The sequence below is a fragment of the Streptomyces sp. JLBG701 genome (assembly GCF_058544905.1).
Window position 1 is genome coordinate 6,686,086 of record NZ_CM178588.1, and the last position, 15,029, is coordinate 6,701,114.

Sequence of the window (15,029 nt, forward strand, 5' to 3'; positions counted from 1 at the left end):
AACGGACATGCGAAACTTTTCACATGAGTGCCGCCAGTCGAGTCCGTCGCCGCGCCGCCCTGACCACCGCAGGTGTCGCGGTCGCCGCGCTGCTCCTGTCCGCGTGCGGTTCGGGAGGCACCTCCGGGGGAGGCGGCAGCACCAACTTCGTCATGGGCGAGGACGGCATCGCCACGGTGAAGAAGGGGCAGCGGACCGCGGCCCCCGACCTGTCCGGCAAGACCGTCGACGGCAAGCAACTCGACGTCGACTCCTACCAGGGCAAGATCGTCGTACTGAACGTATGGGGCTCCTGGTGTGCCCCCTGCCGGGCCGAGGCACCCAACTTCGAGAAGGTCTACAACGACCTCAAGGCCCAGGGTGTGCAGTTCGTCGGCATCAACACCCGTGACACCAGCACCAACAACGCCCTCGCCTTCGAGAAGCAGCAGGGCGTCACCTACCCCAGCCTGTACGACCCGACCGGCAAACTGATGCTCCGCTTCGCGAAGGGCACGCTCAACCCGCAGGCCATTCCCTCCACACTCGTCCTCGACCGGGACGGGAAGATCGCGGCCCGCTCGCTGGCCGCGCTCAGCGAGGAGAAGCTGCGCGGAATGATCGCCCCGGTCCTCGCGGAGAAGTGACGTGAGCGCGCTGTCCACGCTCGCCGAGACGGGCTACAACGGCACGGTGCTCAACGGCGCCCTGCTGGTCGCCCTGCCCATCGCACTGCTCGGCGGCCTCGTCTCCTTCTTCTCGCCCTGCGTCCTGCCACTCGTCCCCGGCTATCTGTCCTACGTCACCGGCGTCGCCGGCACCGACCTGGCCGAGGCCCGGCGCGGAAGGATGATCGCGGGCGCCTCCCTGTTCGTGCTCGGCTTCACGGCCGTGTTCGTGTCGTCCGGCGCCCTGTTCGGGTACTTCGGTGACACGCTCCAGCTCCACAAGGGCGTGCTGTCCAAGGTGTTGGGCGTACTCATGATCCTCATGGGTGTCTTCTTCATGGGGCTGATGCCCTGGATGACCCAGCGGGAGTTCCGCTTCCACAAGCGGCCCACGGCCGGACTGATCGGCGCCCCCTTCCTCGGCGCGCTGTTCGGCATCGGGTGGACGCCGTGCATCGGCCCGACCCTCGCCTCGGTGATCGCGCTCTCCTCCCAGCAGGGCAGTGCGGGCCGCGGGGCCATACTGACCGTCGCCTACTGCCTCGGTCTCGGTGTGCCGTTCGTCCTCACCGCGGTCGCGTTCCGCAAGGCGCTCGGTGCCTTCGGGTGGGTCAAGCGCCACTATGTCTGGGTGATGCGGATCGGCGGCACCATGATGATCGTGACCGGCCTGCTGCTGCTGACCGGCGCCTGGGACAGCATGGTGCAGCAGATGCAGACCTGGTCCAACGGCTTCACTGTGGGGATCTGATCGATGAGCAACACCACGTCCGACACCGCCCGGGACCGGGCCGAGGACCAGGATCTGGGCGCCGCCGGCTCCCAACTGTCCACGGCCCCCAAGGAGGAGCTGCCCAACCTGCCCTCCATGGGCGTCATCGGCTGGGCCCGCTGGTTCTGGCGCCAACTCACCTCCATGCGGGTCGCCCTGCTGCTCCTGCTGATGGTGGCGCTCGGTTCGATCCCCGGCTCGCTGATCCCGCAGACCGGCACCGACGCGACGAAGGTCGCCGACTTCCGGGACCGGCACGACATCCTCGCGCCGATCTACGACAAGCTCGGCCTCTTCCACGTCTACAGCTCGGTGTGGTTCTCGGCGATCTACATCCTGCTGTTCGTCTCCCTCATCGGCTGCATCATCCCCCGCACCTGGCAGTTCGTCGGCCAGCTGCGCGGCCGCCCGCCCGGCGCCCCCAAGCGGCTGACCCGGCTGCCCGCGTACGCGACCTGGCGCACCGACGCCGAGCCCGAGCAGGTCCGCGAGGCGGCGCTCACGCTGCTCAAGAAGCGCCGCTACCGCGCCCACCTCGCCGGTGACGCCGTCGCCGCCGAGAAGGGCTACCTCCGCGAGGTCGGCAACCTCGCCTTCCACATCGCCCTGATCGTGATGCTGACCGCCTTCGCCTGGGGCCAGCTCTTCAAGTCCGAGGGCAACAAACTGGTCGTCGAGGGCGACGGCTTCTCCAACACCCTCATCTCCTACGACGACTTCAAGTCCGGCAACCTCTTCAGCACCGACGACCTGGTGCCGTTCAGCTTCACCCTGAACAAGTTCACCGGAACCTACGAGACCTCCGGCCCCAACAAGGGCACCCCACGTCTCTACCAGGCCGCCATCACCTACTCCGAGGGCGCCTACGGCAAGGACAACAAGACCCTCGTCAAGGTCAACGAGCCGCTGGAGATCGGCGACTCGAAGGTCTACCTCACCGCCCACGGCTACGCCCCCGTCATGACCGTCCGCGACGGCAAGGGCAACGTCGTCTACAGCGACGCCGTACCGCTGCTCCCGCTCGACTCCAACGTCACCTCCACCGGCGTGATCAAGGTCCTCGACGGCTACAAGAACGCCAAGGACGTCAGCGAACAACTCGGCTTCCAGGCCTTCTTCCTGCCGACCTACACCAAGGGCAACGAGGTCTCCTCCACCTTTCCGGCCCTGAACAACCCGGTGCTGAACCTCGCCGCCTACCACGGTGACCTGGGCGTCGACTCGGGCATCCCGCAGAGCGTGTACCAGCTCGACAAGTCGCACATGAAGGCGTTCAAGGACTCCAAGGGCGACCTGCTCAGGGAGAACCTGAAGCCCGGCGAGACCATGCAGCTCCCGAACGGCGCGGGTTCGATCACCTACGAGGGCACCAAGCAGTGGGCGAACTTCCAGGTCGTCCAGCAGCCCGCCAGTGGCTGGGCGCTCGCCGGCGCCACCGCCGCGATCTTCGGCCTCGCAGGCTCCCTCTTCATCCAGCGCCGCCGCGTCTGGGTGCGGGCGGTGGCCGGCCCCGACGGCGTCACCGTCGTCGAGATGGCGGGCCTGGGCCGCAGCGAGTCCGCGAAACTCCCCGAGGAACTGAGCGACCTGGCCGCACTCGTGCACGACCGGGCGCCCACCAAGACCGACCCCGATCCGGACGCCGACCCCGACGCCGAACCCCCCGTAACTGCCGAAGGGGCTGTGAAGAAGTGACCCTCGCCGCCACCACCAACGAACACCTCGCGAACATCAGCAACACGCTGATCTACTCCGCGATGGCCGTCTACACCCTGGCCTTCTTCGCGTACATCGCCGAATGGATCTTCGGCAGCCGCAGCAAGATCGGTCGTACGGCCGCCGCGCTGACCAGCACCGGGAAGGCGGCGGCTCCGGCCGTCACCGTCAAGAAGGCCGGGGGCACCACCGTCCTGGAGCGTCCCGAGGTCGTCGTCCGGACCGCGGCCGGCACCCGTGACGTACCCGACGGGCCGGGCGCGCACGGCGGGGACGAGCAGGGCGACCTCTACGGCCGTATCGCCGTGTCCCTCACCGCGCTCGCGTTCCTAATCGAGCTCGGCGGTGTCATCGCCCGCGCGGCCTCCGTGCAGCGGGCGCCGTGGGGCAACATGTACGAGTTCAACATCACCTTCTCCACCGTCGCCGTCGGCGTGTACCTCACGCTGCTCGCGCTGAAGAAGAACGTCCGCTGGCTCGGCCTCTTCCTGGTCACGACGGTCCTCCTCGATCTCGGTCTCGCCGTCACTGTCTTGTACACCGCCAGCGACCAGTTGGTTCCCGCCCTTCACTCGTACTGGCTGTGGATCCACGTCTCCACGGCGATCCTGTGCGGCGCGGTCTTCTACGTCGGCGCGGTCGGCACGATCCTCTACCTCTTCAAGGACTCCTACGAGGCCAAGCTGGCGAGCGGCGGAAAGCCCGGCAAGTTCGCCACCTCGGTCCTGGAGCGGCTGCCCGCCTCCTCGTCCCTGGACAAGTTCTCCTACCGTGTCAACGCGGCCGTCTTCCCCCTGTGGACGTTCACGATCATCGCGGGCGCGATCTGGGCGGGCGACGCGTGGGGCCGCTACTGGGGCTGGGACCCCAAGGAGACCTGGGCGTTCATCACCTGGGTCGCCTACGCCTGCTACCTCCACGCCCGCGCCACGGCCGGCTGGAAGGGCCGCAAGGCCGCGTACATCGCCCTCATCGCCTTCGGCTGCTGGCTGTTCAACTACTACGGCGTCAACATCTTCGTCTCCGGCAAGCACTCGTACGCCGGCGTCTGACCCCGCAACGCCGGAAACCCTCCGTAACCACGTGCGGAACGCCGCTCCCCGGGTCAGGCTGGTGTCATGACCGGATCCATCGAACAGGGCACCAGCCAGACCCACGGGAACACGCACATACTGCACTTCCTGGTACGTCTGCCCCGTCCCATGGAGCAGGTCTGGCCGGCCCTCGCCACCCCGGAGGGGCTCGCGGGCTGGTTCACCACCGCCGACGTCCTCGAACCCCGGCTCGGCGGCGCGGTCACCCTGCGTGACCTCGGGGCCGGGCGGGTCACGGCCTGGGACGTGGAGCGGGTCGCCGAGTACACCGTGGAGGGCGGCGGCCGCATCCGCTTCCACCTGGAGCGAGACGGCGACACGGGCAGCGCCCTCCGCTTCACCCACGAGTTCCAGGGCGAGACGGAGACGGAGCCGCGCTGGCGGGCCCGCTTCGAGCGGCTGATCGGGATCCTTGAAAGCTAGCTAGTTCTGCGCGGGCGGCAGACACTCCTTCGCCGGCGGCTTTCCCTCCGGCCAGGCGATCCGTACGAAGCGGGAGCCGCCCTTGGGGGTGAGTTCCACGATCGGTACGGCCTTGTCGTACGGGTTTCCGTGGACGTCGAGGCAGATCCAGCCGCTCGTTCCGCTCACCTTCAACGAGCCCTTGATCTGCGGCCATTGCAGGCCCACGTCCGTCAGCGGCGGCACGGACTTGCCCTCGGGTGTGGCCTCGCGGATGCCGTGGACGGCGAGTTGCATGGCGTCGTAGGCGATGAAGAGCTGGCCGTCGTCCAGGGAGACCGGGCCGATCGGGCCGATGGAGCCGACGGGCTTGCGCTTCGCCTCGGTGAGGAGGCCGTTGAGGACCGCCGAGTCCGCGGGCGAGCCGCCTGTCTTCGCGGTGTCCTTCACCCAGGCGTCCGGGTGCGCGAGGGAGGTGTAGCGGACGGAGATGCCGTGTTCGAGGGCGCTGGTGAGGGACTTGTCGGCGGCGAGATACGAGCCCTCGTCCCCGGTGAGCACGGTGAACTCCCGGTCCTGGCAGCCGCGTCGGCCCAGTGCGCCGATGAACTGCGCCAACTGCGTGTGCCGTCCGGCGAAGAAGACGGTGTCCGTGCTGTCGGGCGTGTCACAGAGCAGGAGGGCGATCTGCCGGAAGGTGTTGGCGGTCGATCCCGCCGGCTTGGTGCGGTCGGGCAGCGGGGTGAAGGGCTGCGCCTCGTACGGCGATCCCTCGGTCAGCTTCTCGAACGCCTTCTGGAGCGTGTACGTGTACGGGTCGCCGTGTTTCTTGTCGCCGCCGAGCTTGTCGTAGACCAGCATGGCCCGGCCCGCCGACACCTTGGCGAAGGAGGCCAGCGCGCGGGCCTCGTCGGTGTTGGTGGGGGAGACGCGGGCGAGGCCGGGGAAGGGGTCCTTGCCGTTCTGCCCGTTGGCGAGGTCGTCGGCGGTGATGGAGGTGCCGATCACCGGAATGCCGCGCCGCGTCAGCTCCTTGACGGCCTTCTTGTTGTTCCCGGTGCTCAGCCCTATCCCCGTCACCGCCCGCAGCCGGTCCTCGCCGGTCGTCATCCGCTCCAGCTGGTCGACGACCTGCTCCCAATGCTCGCCGCCTGCCCCGGGGTTGGCGAGCACGAGCCGGATCGTCGGGGTCTCGCCGTTGGAGTCGTGGTTGGCCTGCCACTGCGCCAGATACGTGCCCTGGAGTTCGTGCAGTACGTCGGTGAGGTTGTCGGAGTCGCGCGCGGTGAAGGGCTCGAAGAGGGCGACGGTGACATAGGTGCCGGGCTTGAGTTCGGCGTTCTCGCGGTCGATCGCCGCGATCGTGTCGCGCAGCCGCTTCTGCCCGAAGTCGAACGCAGTCGTCGAGACGCCCACGCATTCGTCACTGCTCTCGGGGCGTTCGACCCCCGTGGCGCAGGAGCGGTCCTCGGGCGCGAAGAACACCGCGTCGACGGCGAAGCCAAGCCCGGTCGCGATCGCCGCCGTGATCAGGATGGCCGCGACCCGGCGCAGCGGGATCGACCAGATGTCCTCGCGCAGCCACACCCAGACGCCTCTGCCCGCCATCAACTCTCCTCATCCTGGCCGTTGTCGGTGCCGGACAGCGGCCGCCCGGCGAGGGCGTCGGCCGGCCAGTCCCGGGAGGCCCGCCACAGCAGCGCGTTGCCGGCGGGCCGCAGATTGGACAGCTGCTCCAGCTCGAACCGCAGCCGGTCGCACACCAGCCGGTCGGGCAGCACCAGCGGGTCGGTCAGTTGCCACACCGCGTGCAGCAGCCGTCGTATGCGCAGATGCAGTACGACGTCCACGCCGTCCGGCGGCACATGGTCGGCGTCCGTGCGGCCCAGCGCGACGGCGGCCCGCCGGTCGGGGTGTCCGCCGAAGTCGTGGCCCTCGGCGTCGTGGGCGTGGAAGTAGGGCGCGGAGGCGATGAAGTGGAGGGTGTCGAGCCAGGTGCGGGTGTCGAGGGTGGGGAAGGTGTCGCGGAGGTGGGCGACGGCCGAATCGGCGGTGCCCAGGGCGAGTTGGTGGTGGAGGCGGTAGCGGGCGGCCTCCTCCCGGTCGCTGTCCCCGTCGGTTCCGTCGGCGGGCGCGTAGTAGCGGATGAGTGTCTCGTGGGCCTGGCGCCACTGGCCGTGGCCCGGGTCGCGGTGGTGCAGGCGGATCAGCAGCAGCGTCCGTACGAAGGGGTCGCCGACGAACTGGCCCGGCACGTCCGGCAGTCCCTCCTGGGCCAGCCGCGCCTGCAACGCCCGTATGTCCGCGGGCCCGAAGTCGTCGGGGAGGAGGGCCTCGGCGAGCGCACAGGCCGAGGCGTGGGCGGCGGCCAGCACGGTCAGTTCGTCCAGGTGGTCGGCGGGGACGAGCAGGTCGAGGAGTTCGCGGTAGGTGGGGGCGCCGTCGCGCTCCTCGTGCAGGCGAATGTCCGCCGTGAGCAGCTCGCCGAGCGAGGTGGCGCCGGGCAGGTGCTGGGCGGCGGACTCGGCGAGCAGGGCGATGCCGAGCGGGTTGCCGCCGGTCAACCGGCGGGTGGCGTGCGGGAATTGGGGCGGCACGGGCACGTTGTCGCAGACCGCGCCGACGATGTGCAGGGTGTCGTCGGGGGAGAGCGGCGGCAGGGCGACGAGCAGGGCGCGGGAGGACACGGAGGCCACGTCCGGTACCCACCCGCTGTGCCGCGCGACTTCGGGAAGGTCACGTCGTACGGCATGCCGCAGCTGCATGGCCGGACGGCCGTCGCCGCGCAACGCGCCGATGAACACGACCTGTTCGGCGATTCCGTCGGTACGGTCGCGCAGCACGGCGTCGACGAGACCGGGCCCCGGGGATGTCTGCGCGTTGTCGACGAGAACAAGAGGCCGGCCCAGGCGCTGCATGCGCGGCAGCACCCCCGTGTAGGCCTCGGTGAGGTCGGCGACCATGGCCCGAACGAGATACCGCTCGGCGTGCTCGCGGGAGACCCCGCCGGCCCTGAAGTGGCTGGACAGCAGCATGAGTCCGCGCCGGGCGTTGCCGCCCGCGTTCGGATAGTCGCGGTACCAGGTGGACGCCTTCTGGTGCTTGCGGTGCACGAAGCTGTCCGACATCGACTCCAGGGTCGCCTCGATCGCCGCCGACAGCAGCTGGCCGGTGCCGGTCGTGGCGGCCACGACTTTGGCGGCGACCCTGCCTGCCCACCGCCCGGCGGCCCCGGCGATCCACGATCCGCTCTCGTTCAGCAGCAGGATCCGCTCCACCTCGCGCCGGATGCGTTCGGAGTCGGCGTCGCCCCAGCCACCGGCCGCGACCGCGACCAGCCCCGACATCAGCCGCGGGAACTGGATCCGCCCCGCCCCGGTCACCGGCTCCGCCAGCTGCTCGGCGACCACCAGCAGCGCCTGCGAGAGCGGCGACCAGGAATCGGCGTGCTGACCGGCGGGGGGCGCCGCGAACTGCCCGGCCTCGCAGTCGATCAGCGCGACCGGGGTGTGCCCTTTGTAGGCCTCGCGCAGCTCCCCGAGCACCGTGCTCTTGCCCAGCCCCCGGGCGCCCGTGAGCAGCACGAGGGGTAGCTCCTTGGGATGCTCGGGCGGGCTGGCACGGTGCTGATAGGGGCGTAGACCGACGAGCCGCGGTACGAGCCCGGCCGGATCTGTGTCGAACAGCGCCCCGCGCCCGTGCAACCGTCTACCCAACGCTGCTCCCCCGTCCCCCCAAGCGTCCCAAATACCAGGTTAATGAGGGGGAGTTGCTTCGGACTAGATCGCGTCGTGTCTGTTGGGTTACGAAACTGTCGGACCGTCAGTCGACCGTGATCGAGTCCAGCTTCTCCCGCAGGTAGGCGTGCGAGTCGACGGGCTCGTACGCCACCCGCCCGACCGGCGCCGGCAGGGACTCGACGAGGGTGCCCGGGGTGCACTCGCCGAAGTAGACGAGGGACATCAACTCCTCGGCGGGTGCGTCGGCGGGCGGCGGCAGGACGCGATGCCGTCCCGAACGCCACCGATCTCCGGTCCAACGGGCAAGCAGATCACCGATGTTGATGGTGAAGGCCTCGGGGTCGAACGGCGCGTCCTCCCATCCTCCCTCGTCCGTGAACACCTGGAGCCCGCCCTTCCCGGCCTGCCGGTCGAGGATCGTGACGGTCCCGAAATCGGTGTGCGGGCCGATCCGGAATTGCCCCGGCTGCGGCTCGCCGATCACCTCGGTCCCCGGATACCAGTTGATGTTGAAGCCGTACGTCGGATGGTCCATGTGCTTGGAGAAGAAGTCGGCGTCGAGCCCGAGGGCCTCGCCGAGGAGGGACAGCAGCTCCTTCTCCAGTTCGGCCATCCGCGCGAGGTACTCCTCGCACAGCTGCTGGAGTTCCGGGATCTCCGCGGGCCAGATGTTCGGCGCGTACCACTCGGCGTTGATCTCGGGGTCCTCGAAGGGCTCGTGTGTGGCGAAGGTGAGCGACTCCTTCAGATCCGGCGGGGTTTCGGTCCCCTCCGAGTAACCGTTGGCCTCGGCACCGGGTCCCAGCCACCCGCGCCCCCCGACCTTGGCGCTGTACGGCTCCTTGGCATCGACGGGAAGGACGAAGAAGGCACGCGCGGCCTCCCGGATCCGGGACCGCAGCGCCGGATCGACGCCATGCCCAGTGACCAGCAGGAATCCGGCGGTCTGGAGGGCCTCGTCGACGGTACGGGCGATGGCGGCGCGGGTGTCGGGGTCGCCGCCGATCCAGGGCTTGAGATCGATGGTCGGGATACGCGGGATACGCGGGGCATGGGCGGCACGGGGCGCCGTAGGGGTGCTACTCACCGATGTCCTCATTCCACAGGGCCGGATTGTTCTTGATGAAGTCGCGCATCATCTCGACGCACTCGGGATCGTCGAGCAGCACGATCTCCACGCCGTGCTCGGCCAGCCAGTCGTGCCCGCCGTGGAAGGTGGCGGCCTCGCCGACCACGACCCGGGAGATGCCGAACTGGCGGACCAGCCCGCTGCAGTACCAGCAGGGCGAGAGGGTCGTCACCATGGTCGTTCCCCGGTACGACCGCTGCCGTCCCGCCGCCCGGAAGGCGGACGTCTCCGCGTGCATGGACGGGTCGTCGTCCTGGACGCGCAGATTGTGGCCGCGACCCAGCAGGGTGCCGTCGGCTCCGTAGAGCGCGGCGCCGATGGGGATGCCGCCCTCGGCGAGCCCGGCGCGGGCCTCCTCGACGGCGGTGGCGAGCCAGGTGCGTGCCAGTGCCTGATCCATGAGCTCCATGTCTTCACTCTCCTGTGGCCGAAACACGAGGGCAACGTGCGGAAAGTACTCTCCGGGCATCCCGCCGCCGGACGAACTGTCAGCGCCCTGGAGGTACCCGTGCCCGCGCTCACCCTCCGTGAAGTACTGGCCCTCGACCCGGTCCGATCCGCCGAGCCCGAGCTGCTCGCAGGCGAGAGCGCCCTGGACCGCCCGGTGCGCTGGGTGCACTCCAGCGAGGTGTACGAGGGCGCGAACTTCCTCGACGGCGGCGAACTCCTGCTGACCAACGGCTTCGGCCTGATTGACGCGGACGAGGGGATCCGTCGGCGGTACGTCCGGGAGCTGGCGGCCCGGGACGCGGCCGGACTCGCGGTCGAGGTGGGCCGCTCCCTGCCGTCGATGCCGCCCGAGGTGACCGACGAGGCCCGCCGCCTGGGCCTGCCCCTCCTCGCTCTCCACCGCGTCGTGCCCTTCGTCCGCATCACGGAGGCGGCGAACCGCGCGATCGTGGCGCGGGGGTTGTCGGGCCGGCATTCCGTCGTACGGCCATGGGGCGACGACCACACGGCGGCGCTGCTGGCCGATCTCGCGGACCGTCAGGCCCTGAACCAGCCGGAGGTGGAGGCGCGGGCGGCGCTGGCCGGCTTCCACCCCGGGCCGGGGGCGCGGCTGATCGGCGTATCGCTGCACGGCACGCGCGAGGTCGGCACGGTCGATCGGGCGGTACGGCTGCTGGGCGGGGCGGGAGTGCTGCGGGCCGCCTTTCCCGGCGACGTACTCGCCCTGCTCGCGCTGCCCGGCGCGGAGTCCCGCCCGGGCAGCGCGCGGGATCCCGTACGGGCGGTGCAGGACGCGTTCCGCGCGGCGGCCGACCCGGGCGTGACCGTCGCGGTCGGCCATGCCGTGGCCGCCGGCAGCGGCTGGCTGCGCTGGAGCGACACGCTGCGGGCGGCCCGTACGACGCTGGAGCTGGCACTCACGGTCCCGGCCGCCGAACCAGCCGCCCCCGAGGGCCCGTTGGTGACGTCGTCCCGCGCGCTGGCCCTGGAACGGGAGCTGACCCGCGGCGGCGTCGACGCCAACCGCGACCGCCTCGCCCGCCTGGTCCAGCACGCGCTGGGGCCGCTCCTGGCGTGGGAGGCGGCGCATCCGAGCGACCTGGTGCGGACGCTGGAAGTACATCTGCGGCACGGCTGCTCGCCTACGCGGACGGCGGCGCTGCTGCACATAGGCCGGCAGTCGCTGTATCAGCGGCTGGAGCGGATCGAGTCCCTGCTGGGCCTGGAGATCGGCGATCCGGATCTGCTGGGGGAGTTGCTGGCGGCGGCTTGCGCGCATCGGGTGGTGCGGGGGATGGGGGCGGCTTCGGCGGGGGGCGGGTTGCGGACGGTGGCCTGAGACCGGGCGGTCTGGGACACTCCGGACAGCGGCATCCGACGGGCGCGCCCAGACGCCCCGAGGAACGGGGGGAGTCGCGATGGAAACGGGCCACGTGTTCCTGATCGCCGGAGGGGCTTTCGTCCTTCTCCTGCTGATCTGCCTCCGGACTGTTCCACAGGCCACCAGCGCCGTCGTCGAGCGCTTCGGCCGCTACACGCGGACGCTCAACGCGGGCCTCAACATCGTGGTGCCGCTCCTCGACACAGTCCGTAACCGCATCGACCTCCGCGAACAGATCGTGCCGTTCCCGCCCCAAGAGTTCCTCACCCAGGACAACGTGGTCCTCAGCGTCGACAGCGTCGTCTACTTCCAAGTGACCGACCCGCGGTCTGCCACGTACGAAGTCACCAGCCATGTCGAGGCCATCGAGCAGCTCGTCACCACCACCCTGCACCAGATCTTGGGCGGCATGGACCTGGAGCGCGTCCTGTCCTCCCGTATGGAGATCAACGCGGCCCTGCACGGCGTCCTTTTCGAGGCCACCGGTAAGTGGGGCACCCGCGTCAACCGCATCGAGCTCAAGACCATCGAGCTGCCCGCCGCAGCCCGCAAGGCGACGGAGAAGGAGATGCGCGCTTACACCGACAAGCGCGTCGCGATCCTGCGGGCCGAAGGCGAGCGACAGGCCGCGCTGCTGCGGGCGCGGACGGAGCGGGACGTGGCCGACATCCTTGCCGACCGCGACGGGATATGAGCACCGGGTGAGATGAAAACTCCGTACGGCTGTCCACCGATCCCGTACCGTGAACACACGGAAGCGCACGTGAACGGCCGTCACGGGGGAGGCGGTTATGGCAGGCCTGTCCCCGCAGCGCACCGCAGTCCTCCTCGCCGCGGCCGGCACCGCGTTCGGGATCTACGTCCTGGTCGTCACCTCACCCGACCGGTATGAGGACTCCACCTCGACGCTGTTCTCGGGGGCTGTCGGCGGGCTGTACCTCGGGGCCGGCTTGCTGGCGCGGCTGCGGCGGCCCGGGAACGTGGTCGGACTGCTGATGCTGCTCGTCGGCATCGGCTGGTTCGCGGAGGACCTCCAGATCTCCACCGACCCGCTGACACACACCGTCGGCCTGTTCCTGCGCTCCGCGTCCACCGGCTTCCTGATCCCGCTGCTGTTGGTGTTTCCCTACGGCCGGCTGCGCACCCGTGAGGACGACGGCGCGGTCGCCGCCGTCGCCGACCGGGTGCTGCTCGTCGTCGGCTGCGGGGTGGCCTTCGTCCTCCAACCGGCCGGGGTGTTCTTCCACGATTCGGTGACCGAGAACCTGCTGCTGGTGCACTACGTGCCGTGGCTCGGCCGGTTGACCGACGCGGTGCAGCTCGTCGTCAGCGCGGCCGTGGTCGCCGTACTGCTGTGGCGCTGGGCGAAGGCATCCCGGCCCTACCGCCGCGAACTCGCCCCGCTGCTCGCTGTCGGCCTGGTGGGCGGTCTCGCCTCCGGGCTCGACGCGGCGCTCGGCGCCGACCGGGAGTGGTCGCACCCCGCGCTGCTGACGGCCGCGCATCTGTCGGTGCTGTGCCTGCCGCTCGCCTTCCTCGCCGGCGTGTGGCGGATCCGGCTGGGCCGGACCGCCGTGGCCGAACTGCTGCGCCGGCTGCCGCTCGCCTCCCACCGTCATCTGCGCGACGAACTCGCCAGGACCCTCGACGACGAGTCGCTCCAGCTGGGCTTCCCCGCACCCGACGGGGACGGTTACGTCGACACCGACGGCAGGCCCCTGACCGCCGGGCCCGGGCAGTGGACCAGCGTCCTGGAGCGCGGCGGGCGGCGGGTCGGCATCCTCGTCCACGACCCGGCGCTGCGGGAGGACCGGTACGTCCTGGAGGCGGTCGTCTCCGCCGCCGCACTGGAGCTGGACAACCAGACCCTGGTCGCCGAACTCCGCACCTCCCGCCGCCGTGTCATCGAGGCCGGCGACGAGCAGCGGCGCGAGGTCGAGCGGGCCCTGCACGACGGGGCCCAGCAGAAGTTCATCAACCTGGGCCTCCAACTGCGCATCGCCCGCCGCCGGTTGGACCGAGAGGCGAGCGGTTCGGAGGCGGTGGCCGGGATGTTGGACGACGCGCTCGCCACGCTGGAGCAGGGGCACGCCGAACTCCGCGTGGCCGCCCGCGGTATCCACCCCGTGGTGCTGAGCGAGGCCGGGCTGCTGCCGGCCCTGCGCTCGCTGACCGCCGACCTGCCCCTGCCCGTCGACCTGCACGCCGACGGACTGCCCGAGCTGCCGGAGCCGGTCGAACTCACCGCGTACTACGTCGTGAAGGAGGCGATCAGCAATGTGCTCAAGCACGCCGACGCCGCCGCCGTCCGCGTCGACCTCCAGCACGCCGACGGAGTGCTGAGCCTGAGCGTCACCGACGACGGCGTCGGCGGCGCGGACCCGGCGGACGGTGGCACCGGCCTGCTCGGACTGCGCCACCGGGTCTCCGCGTACGACGGCAGACTGACCGTCCGCTCCCGCCCCGGCGAGGGCACGGTCGTCGCCGTAACCCTGCCCACCAGGGCCATGAGAGAGAAGGGCGAGCTGGTATGACGGCTGACACGGTTTCCCGGGGGCTGCGCATCGTGCTGGCCGACGACGACCCGGTCTACCTGCGGGGACTCGCGATCATCCTGGAGGAAGAGGGCCACGAGATCGCCGCGCGGGCCGGGGACGCGCGCGGACTGCGGACCGCGGTCGCCGACACCCTGCCCGACCTCGCCGTCGTCGACATCAGAATGCCGCCCACGCACACCCTGGAAGGGTTACGGGCGGCCGTGGAGATCCGCCGCGCCCATCCGTCGGTGGGCATCCTGCTGCTGTCCAAGGACATGGAGCTGACCCATCTGCGGCAACTCCTTGAGGCCGGGCCCGCGGCCGCCGCCGGAGGCATCGGCTACCAGCTCAAGTCGCGGGTCACCGGAGCGGACTTCGTCACCGAGGTCGTGGACGAGGTCGGCGCCGGCCGATACGCCATCGACGGCGAGATCCAGCGCGCCCTCTACCGCACCCCACGCCGCCGCGACCGCCTGGCCGACCTCACCGAGCAGCAGCTCAAGGTGCTCGAACTCATGGCACGCGGGCTGTCCAACTCGGCGCTCGCGGCACGACTGTCGATCAGCAAGAGGACGGTGGAGGACCACGTCAACACCGTCTTCGACAAGCTGGGCCTGAGGCCCGAGGCCAAGGAGATGTACGACCGCCGGGTGCGCGCGGTGCTGATGTACCTGGCCTCCGACGACTGAACCGACGTTCAGCGTCTGCCGGGCGCGACCAGCCGCGTCAGCGCCGCCGCCGACAGCCGTTCCTTCGCGAGGAACCCCACAGCCGGGGACCGGGCGATCCGCTCCCCGTACAACTCGGCCTCCCGCGCCGAACACAGCACCACCGCCGTCGTCGGAGCCACCCCGTGCAGAGCCCGGCACACGGCGAAGCCATCCTCGAAGCCGTCCCCCTCCGACAGCCCGATGTCCAGCAGCACCGCATCCGGCCGCTCCCGCACCACGGCGACGAGCGCCTCGGCCCCCGAACCCGCCTCCGCCGCCGCGAAGTCGCCGTCCGCTTCCAGCAACACCCGTGCCACGGCTCTGAATCCGGGGTCGTCGTCGACGATCAGCACGGTGCGCGGCATGGGCCCATGGTCACCGCCGACGACCGGCCGCGTCATCCGTGCGGGCACGGATCCCTGCCCCGCGGATCCCGTGCGGACCACGATGT

General features: G+C 70.4%; 13 protein-coding genes and 1 pseudogene. 9 read left to right on the plus strand and 5 right to left on the minus strand.

The window, feature by feature from the left end; all coding sequences use genetic code 11:
• The first annotated feature begins 23 nt into the window (after nucleotides 1-23).
• The 5 genes from AC5DRG_RS30965 to AC5DRG_RS30985 all read left to right on the plus strand — a co-directional run bounded on the left by AC5DRG_RS30965 (nucleotide 24) and on the right by AC5DRG_RS30985 (nucleotide 4,652).
• Nucleotides 24-626: a TlpA family protein disulfide reductase gene (locus AC5DRG_RS30965; RefSeq protein ID WP_491802755.1), complete on the plus strand. Its 603-nt coding sequence runs from the start codon at nucleotides 24-26 to the stop codon at nucleotides 624-626.
• A gap of 1 nt (nucleotide 627) precedes the next feature.
• Nucleotides 628-1,398 carry a cytochrome c biogenesis CcdA family protein gene (locus tag AC5DRG_RS30970; protein ID WP_491802756.1) on the plus strand — a complete coding sequence of 257 codons (771 nt, stop codon included), beginning with the start codon at nucleotides 628-630 and terminating at the stop codon, nucleotides 1,396-1,398.
• Between the two features lie 3 nt (nucleotides 1,399-1,401).
• A complete protein-coding gene (gene resB, locus AC5DRG_RS30975) occupies nucleotides 1,402-3,114 on the plus strand; it encodes a cytochrome c biogenesis protein ResB (protein WP_491802757.1) in 1,713 nt (570 codons plus the stop codon).
• Nucleotides 3,111-4,187 (plus strand): c-type cytochrome biogenesis protein CcsB, encoded by a 1,077-nt coding sequence (gene ccsB / locus AC5DRG_RS30980; protein WP_491802758.1) that lies wholly within the window; start codon nucleotides 3,111-3,113, stop codon nucleotides 4,185-4,187. Before resB ends, ccsB begins: the two co-directional genes overlap by 4 nt.
• Before the next feature lie 66 nt (nucleotides 4,188-4,253).
• Nucleotides 4,254-4,652, plus strand: a complete 399-nt coding sequence (locus AC5DRG_RS30985) for an SRPBCC domain-containing protein (protein ID WP_491802759.1) — start codon at nucleotides 4,254-4,256, stop codon at nucleotides 4,650-4,652.
• On the opposite strand, the gene AC5DRG_RS30990 is transcribed toward AC5DRG_RS30985, so the two are convergent.
• The 4 genes from AC5DRG_RS30990 to AC5DRG_RS31005 all read right to left on the minus strand — a co-directional run bounded on the left by AC5DRG_RS30990 (nucleotide 4,653) and on the right by AC5DRG_RS31005 (nucleotide 9,909).
• Nucleotides 4,653-6,239: a type 1 periplasmic-binding domain-containing protein gene (locus AC5DRG_RS30990; RefSeq protein WP_491802760.1), complete on the minus strand. Its 1,587-nt coding sequence runs from the start codon at nucleotides 6,237-6,239 to the stop codon at nucleotides 4,653-4,655.
• Nucleotides 6,239-8,347 carry a hypothetical protein gene (locus AC5DRG_RS30995; protein WP_491802761.1) on the minus strand — a complete coding sequence of 703 codons (2,109 nt, stop codon included), beginning with the start codon at nucleotides 8,345-8,347 and terminating at the stop codon, nucleotides 6,239-6,241. The genes AC5DRG_RS30990 and AC5DRG_RS30995 overlap by 1 nt, the downstream gene beginning before the upstream one ends.
• Before the next feature lie 106 nt (nucleotides 8,348-8,453).
• Nucleotides 8,454-9,458, minus strand: coding sequence for an isopenicillin N synthase family dioxygenase (locus AC5DRG_RS31000; RefSeq protein ID WP_491802762.1), 1,005 nt, complete (start codon nucleotides 9,456-9,458; stop codon nucleotides 8,454-8,456).
• Nucleotides 9,451-9,909: a nucleoside deaminase gene (locus AC5DRG_RS31005; RefSeq protein WP_491802763.1), complete on the minus strand. Its 459-nt coding sequence runs from the start codon at nucleotides 9,907-9,909 to the stop codon at nucleotides 9,451-9,453. Before AC5DRG_RS31005 ends, AC5DRG_RS31000 begins: the two co-directional genes overlap by 8 nt.
• 99 nt (nucleotides 9,910-10,008) lie before the next feature.
• Between AC5DRG_RS31005 and AC5DRG_RS31010 the strand changes: the two genes are divergently transcribed.
• The 4 genes and pseudogenes from AC5DRG_RS31010 (at nucleotide 10,009) to AC5DRG_RS31025 (ending at nucleotide 14,557) form a co-directional block, all read left to right on the plus strand.
• Nucleotides 10,009-11,289, plus strand: coding sequence for a PucR family transcriptional regulator (locus AC5DRG_RS31010; RefSeq protein ID WP_491802764.1), 1,281 nt, complete (start codon nucleotides 10,009-10,011; stop codon nucleotides 11,287-11,289).
• A 79-nt stretch (nucleotides 11,290-11,368) separates the two neighbouring features.
• Nucleotides 11,369-11,986, plus strand: a pseudogene (locus AC5DRG_RS31015) (SPFH domain-containing protein); the annotation flags it as partial.
• A gap of 136 nt (nucleotides 11,987-12,122) precedes the next feature.
• Nucleotides 12,123-13,865 carry a sensor histidine kinase gene (locus tag AC5DRG_RS31020; RefSeq protein WP_491802766.1) on the plus strand — a complete coding sequence of 581 codons (1,743 nt, stop codon included), beginning with the start codon at nucleotides 12,123-12,125 and terminating at the stop codon, nucleotides 13,863-13,865.
• The gene (locus tag AC5DRG_RS31025) at nucleotides 13,862-14,557 is read left to right on the plus strand and encodes a response regulator transcription factor (RefSeq protein ID WP_491802767.1); all 696 of its coding nucleotides are present in this window, start codon (nucleotides 13,862-13,864) and stop codon (nucleotides 14,555-14,557) included. Before AC5DRG_RS31020 ends, AC5DRG_RS31025 begins: the two co-directional genes overlap by 4 nt.
• A gap of 8 nt (nucleotides 14,558-14,565) precedes the next feature.
• On the opposite strand, the gene AC5DRG_RS31030 is transcribed toward AC5DRG_RS31025, so the two are convergent.
• Nucleotides 14,566-14,943 (minus strand): response regulator, encoded by a 378-nt coding sequence (locus AC5DRG_RS31030; protein ID WP_491802768.1) that lies wholly within the window; start codon nucleotides 14,941-14,943, stop codon nucleotides 14,566-14,568.
• Nucleotides 14,944-15,029: the final 86 nt, after the last annotated feature.

Bases quoted from the DNA above. Each gene is read 5' to 3' on its own strand.
- AC5DRG_RS31030 (WP_491802768.1), bottom strand. From the start codon at position 14,943: ATGCCGCGCACCGTGCTGATCGTCGACGACGACCCCGGATTCAGAGCC.
- AC5DRG_RS31025 (WP_491802767.1), top strand. From the start codon at position 13,862: ATGACGGCTGACACGGTTTCCCGGGGGCTGCGCATCGTGCTGGCCGAC.
- resB (WP_491802757.1), top strand. From the start codon at position 1,402: ATGAGCAACACCACGTCCGACACCGCCCGGGACCGGGCCGAGGACCAG.
- AC5DRG_RS31020 (WP_491802766.1), top strand. From the start codon at position 12,123: ATGGCAGGCCTGTCCCCGCAGCGCACCGCAGTCCTCCTCGCCGCGGCC.
- AC5DRG_RS30965 (WP_491802755.1), top strand. From the start codon at position 24: ATGAGTGCCGCCAGTCGAGTCCGTCGCCGCGCCGCCCTGACCACCGCA.
- AC5DRG_RS30990 (WP_491802760.1), bottom strand. From the start codon at position 6,239: ATGGCGGGCAGAGGCGTCTGGGTGTGGCTGCGCGAGGACATCTGGTCG.
- AC5DRG_RS31005 (WP_491802763.1), bottom strand. From the start codon at position 9,909: ATGGAGCTCATGGATCAGGCACTGGCACGCACCTGGCTCGCCACCGCC.
- AC5DRG_RS30985 (WP_491802759.1), top strand. From the start codon at position 4,254: ATGACCGGATCCATCGAACAGGGCACCAGCCAGACCCACGGGAACACG.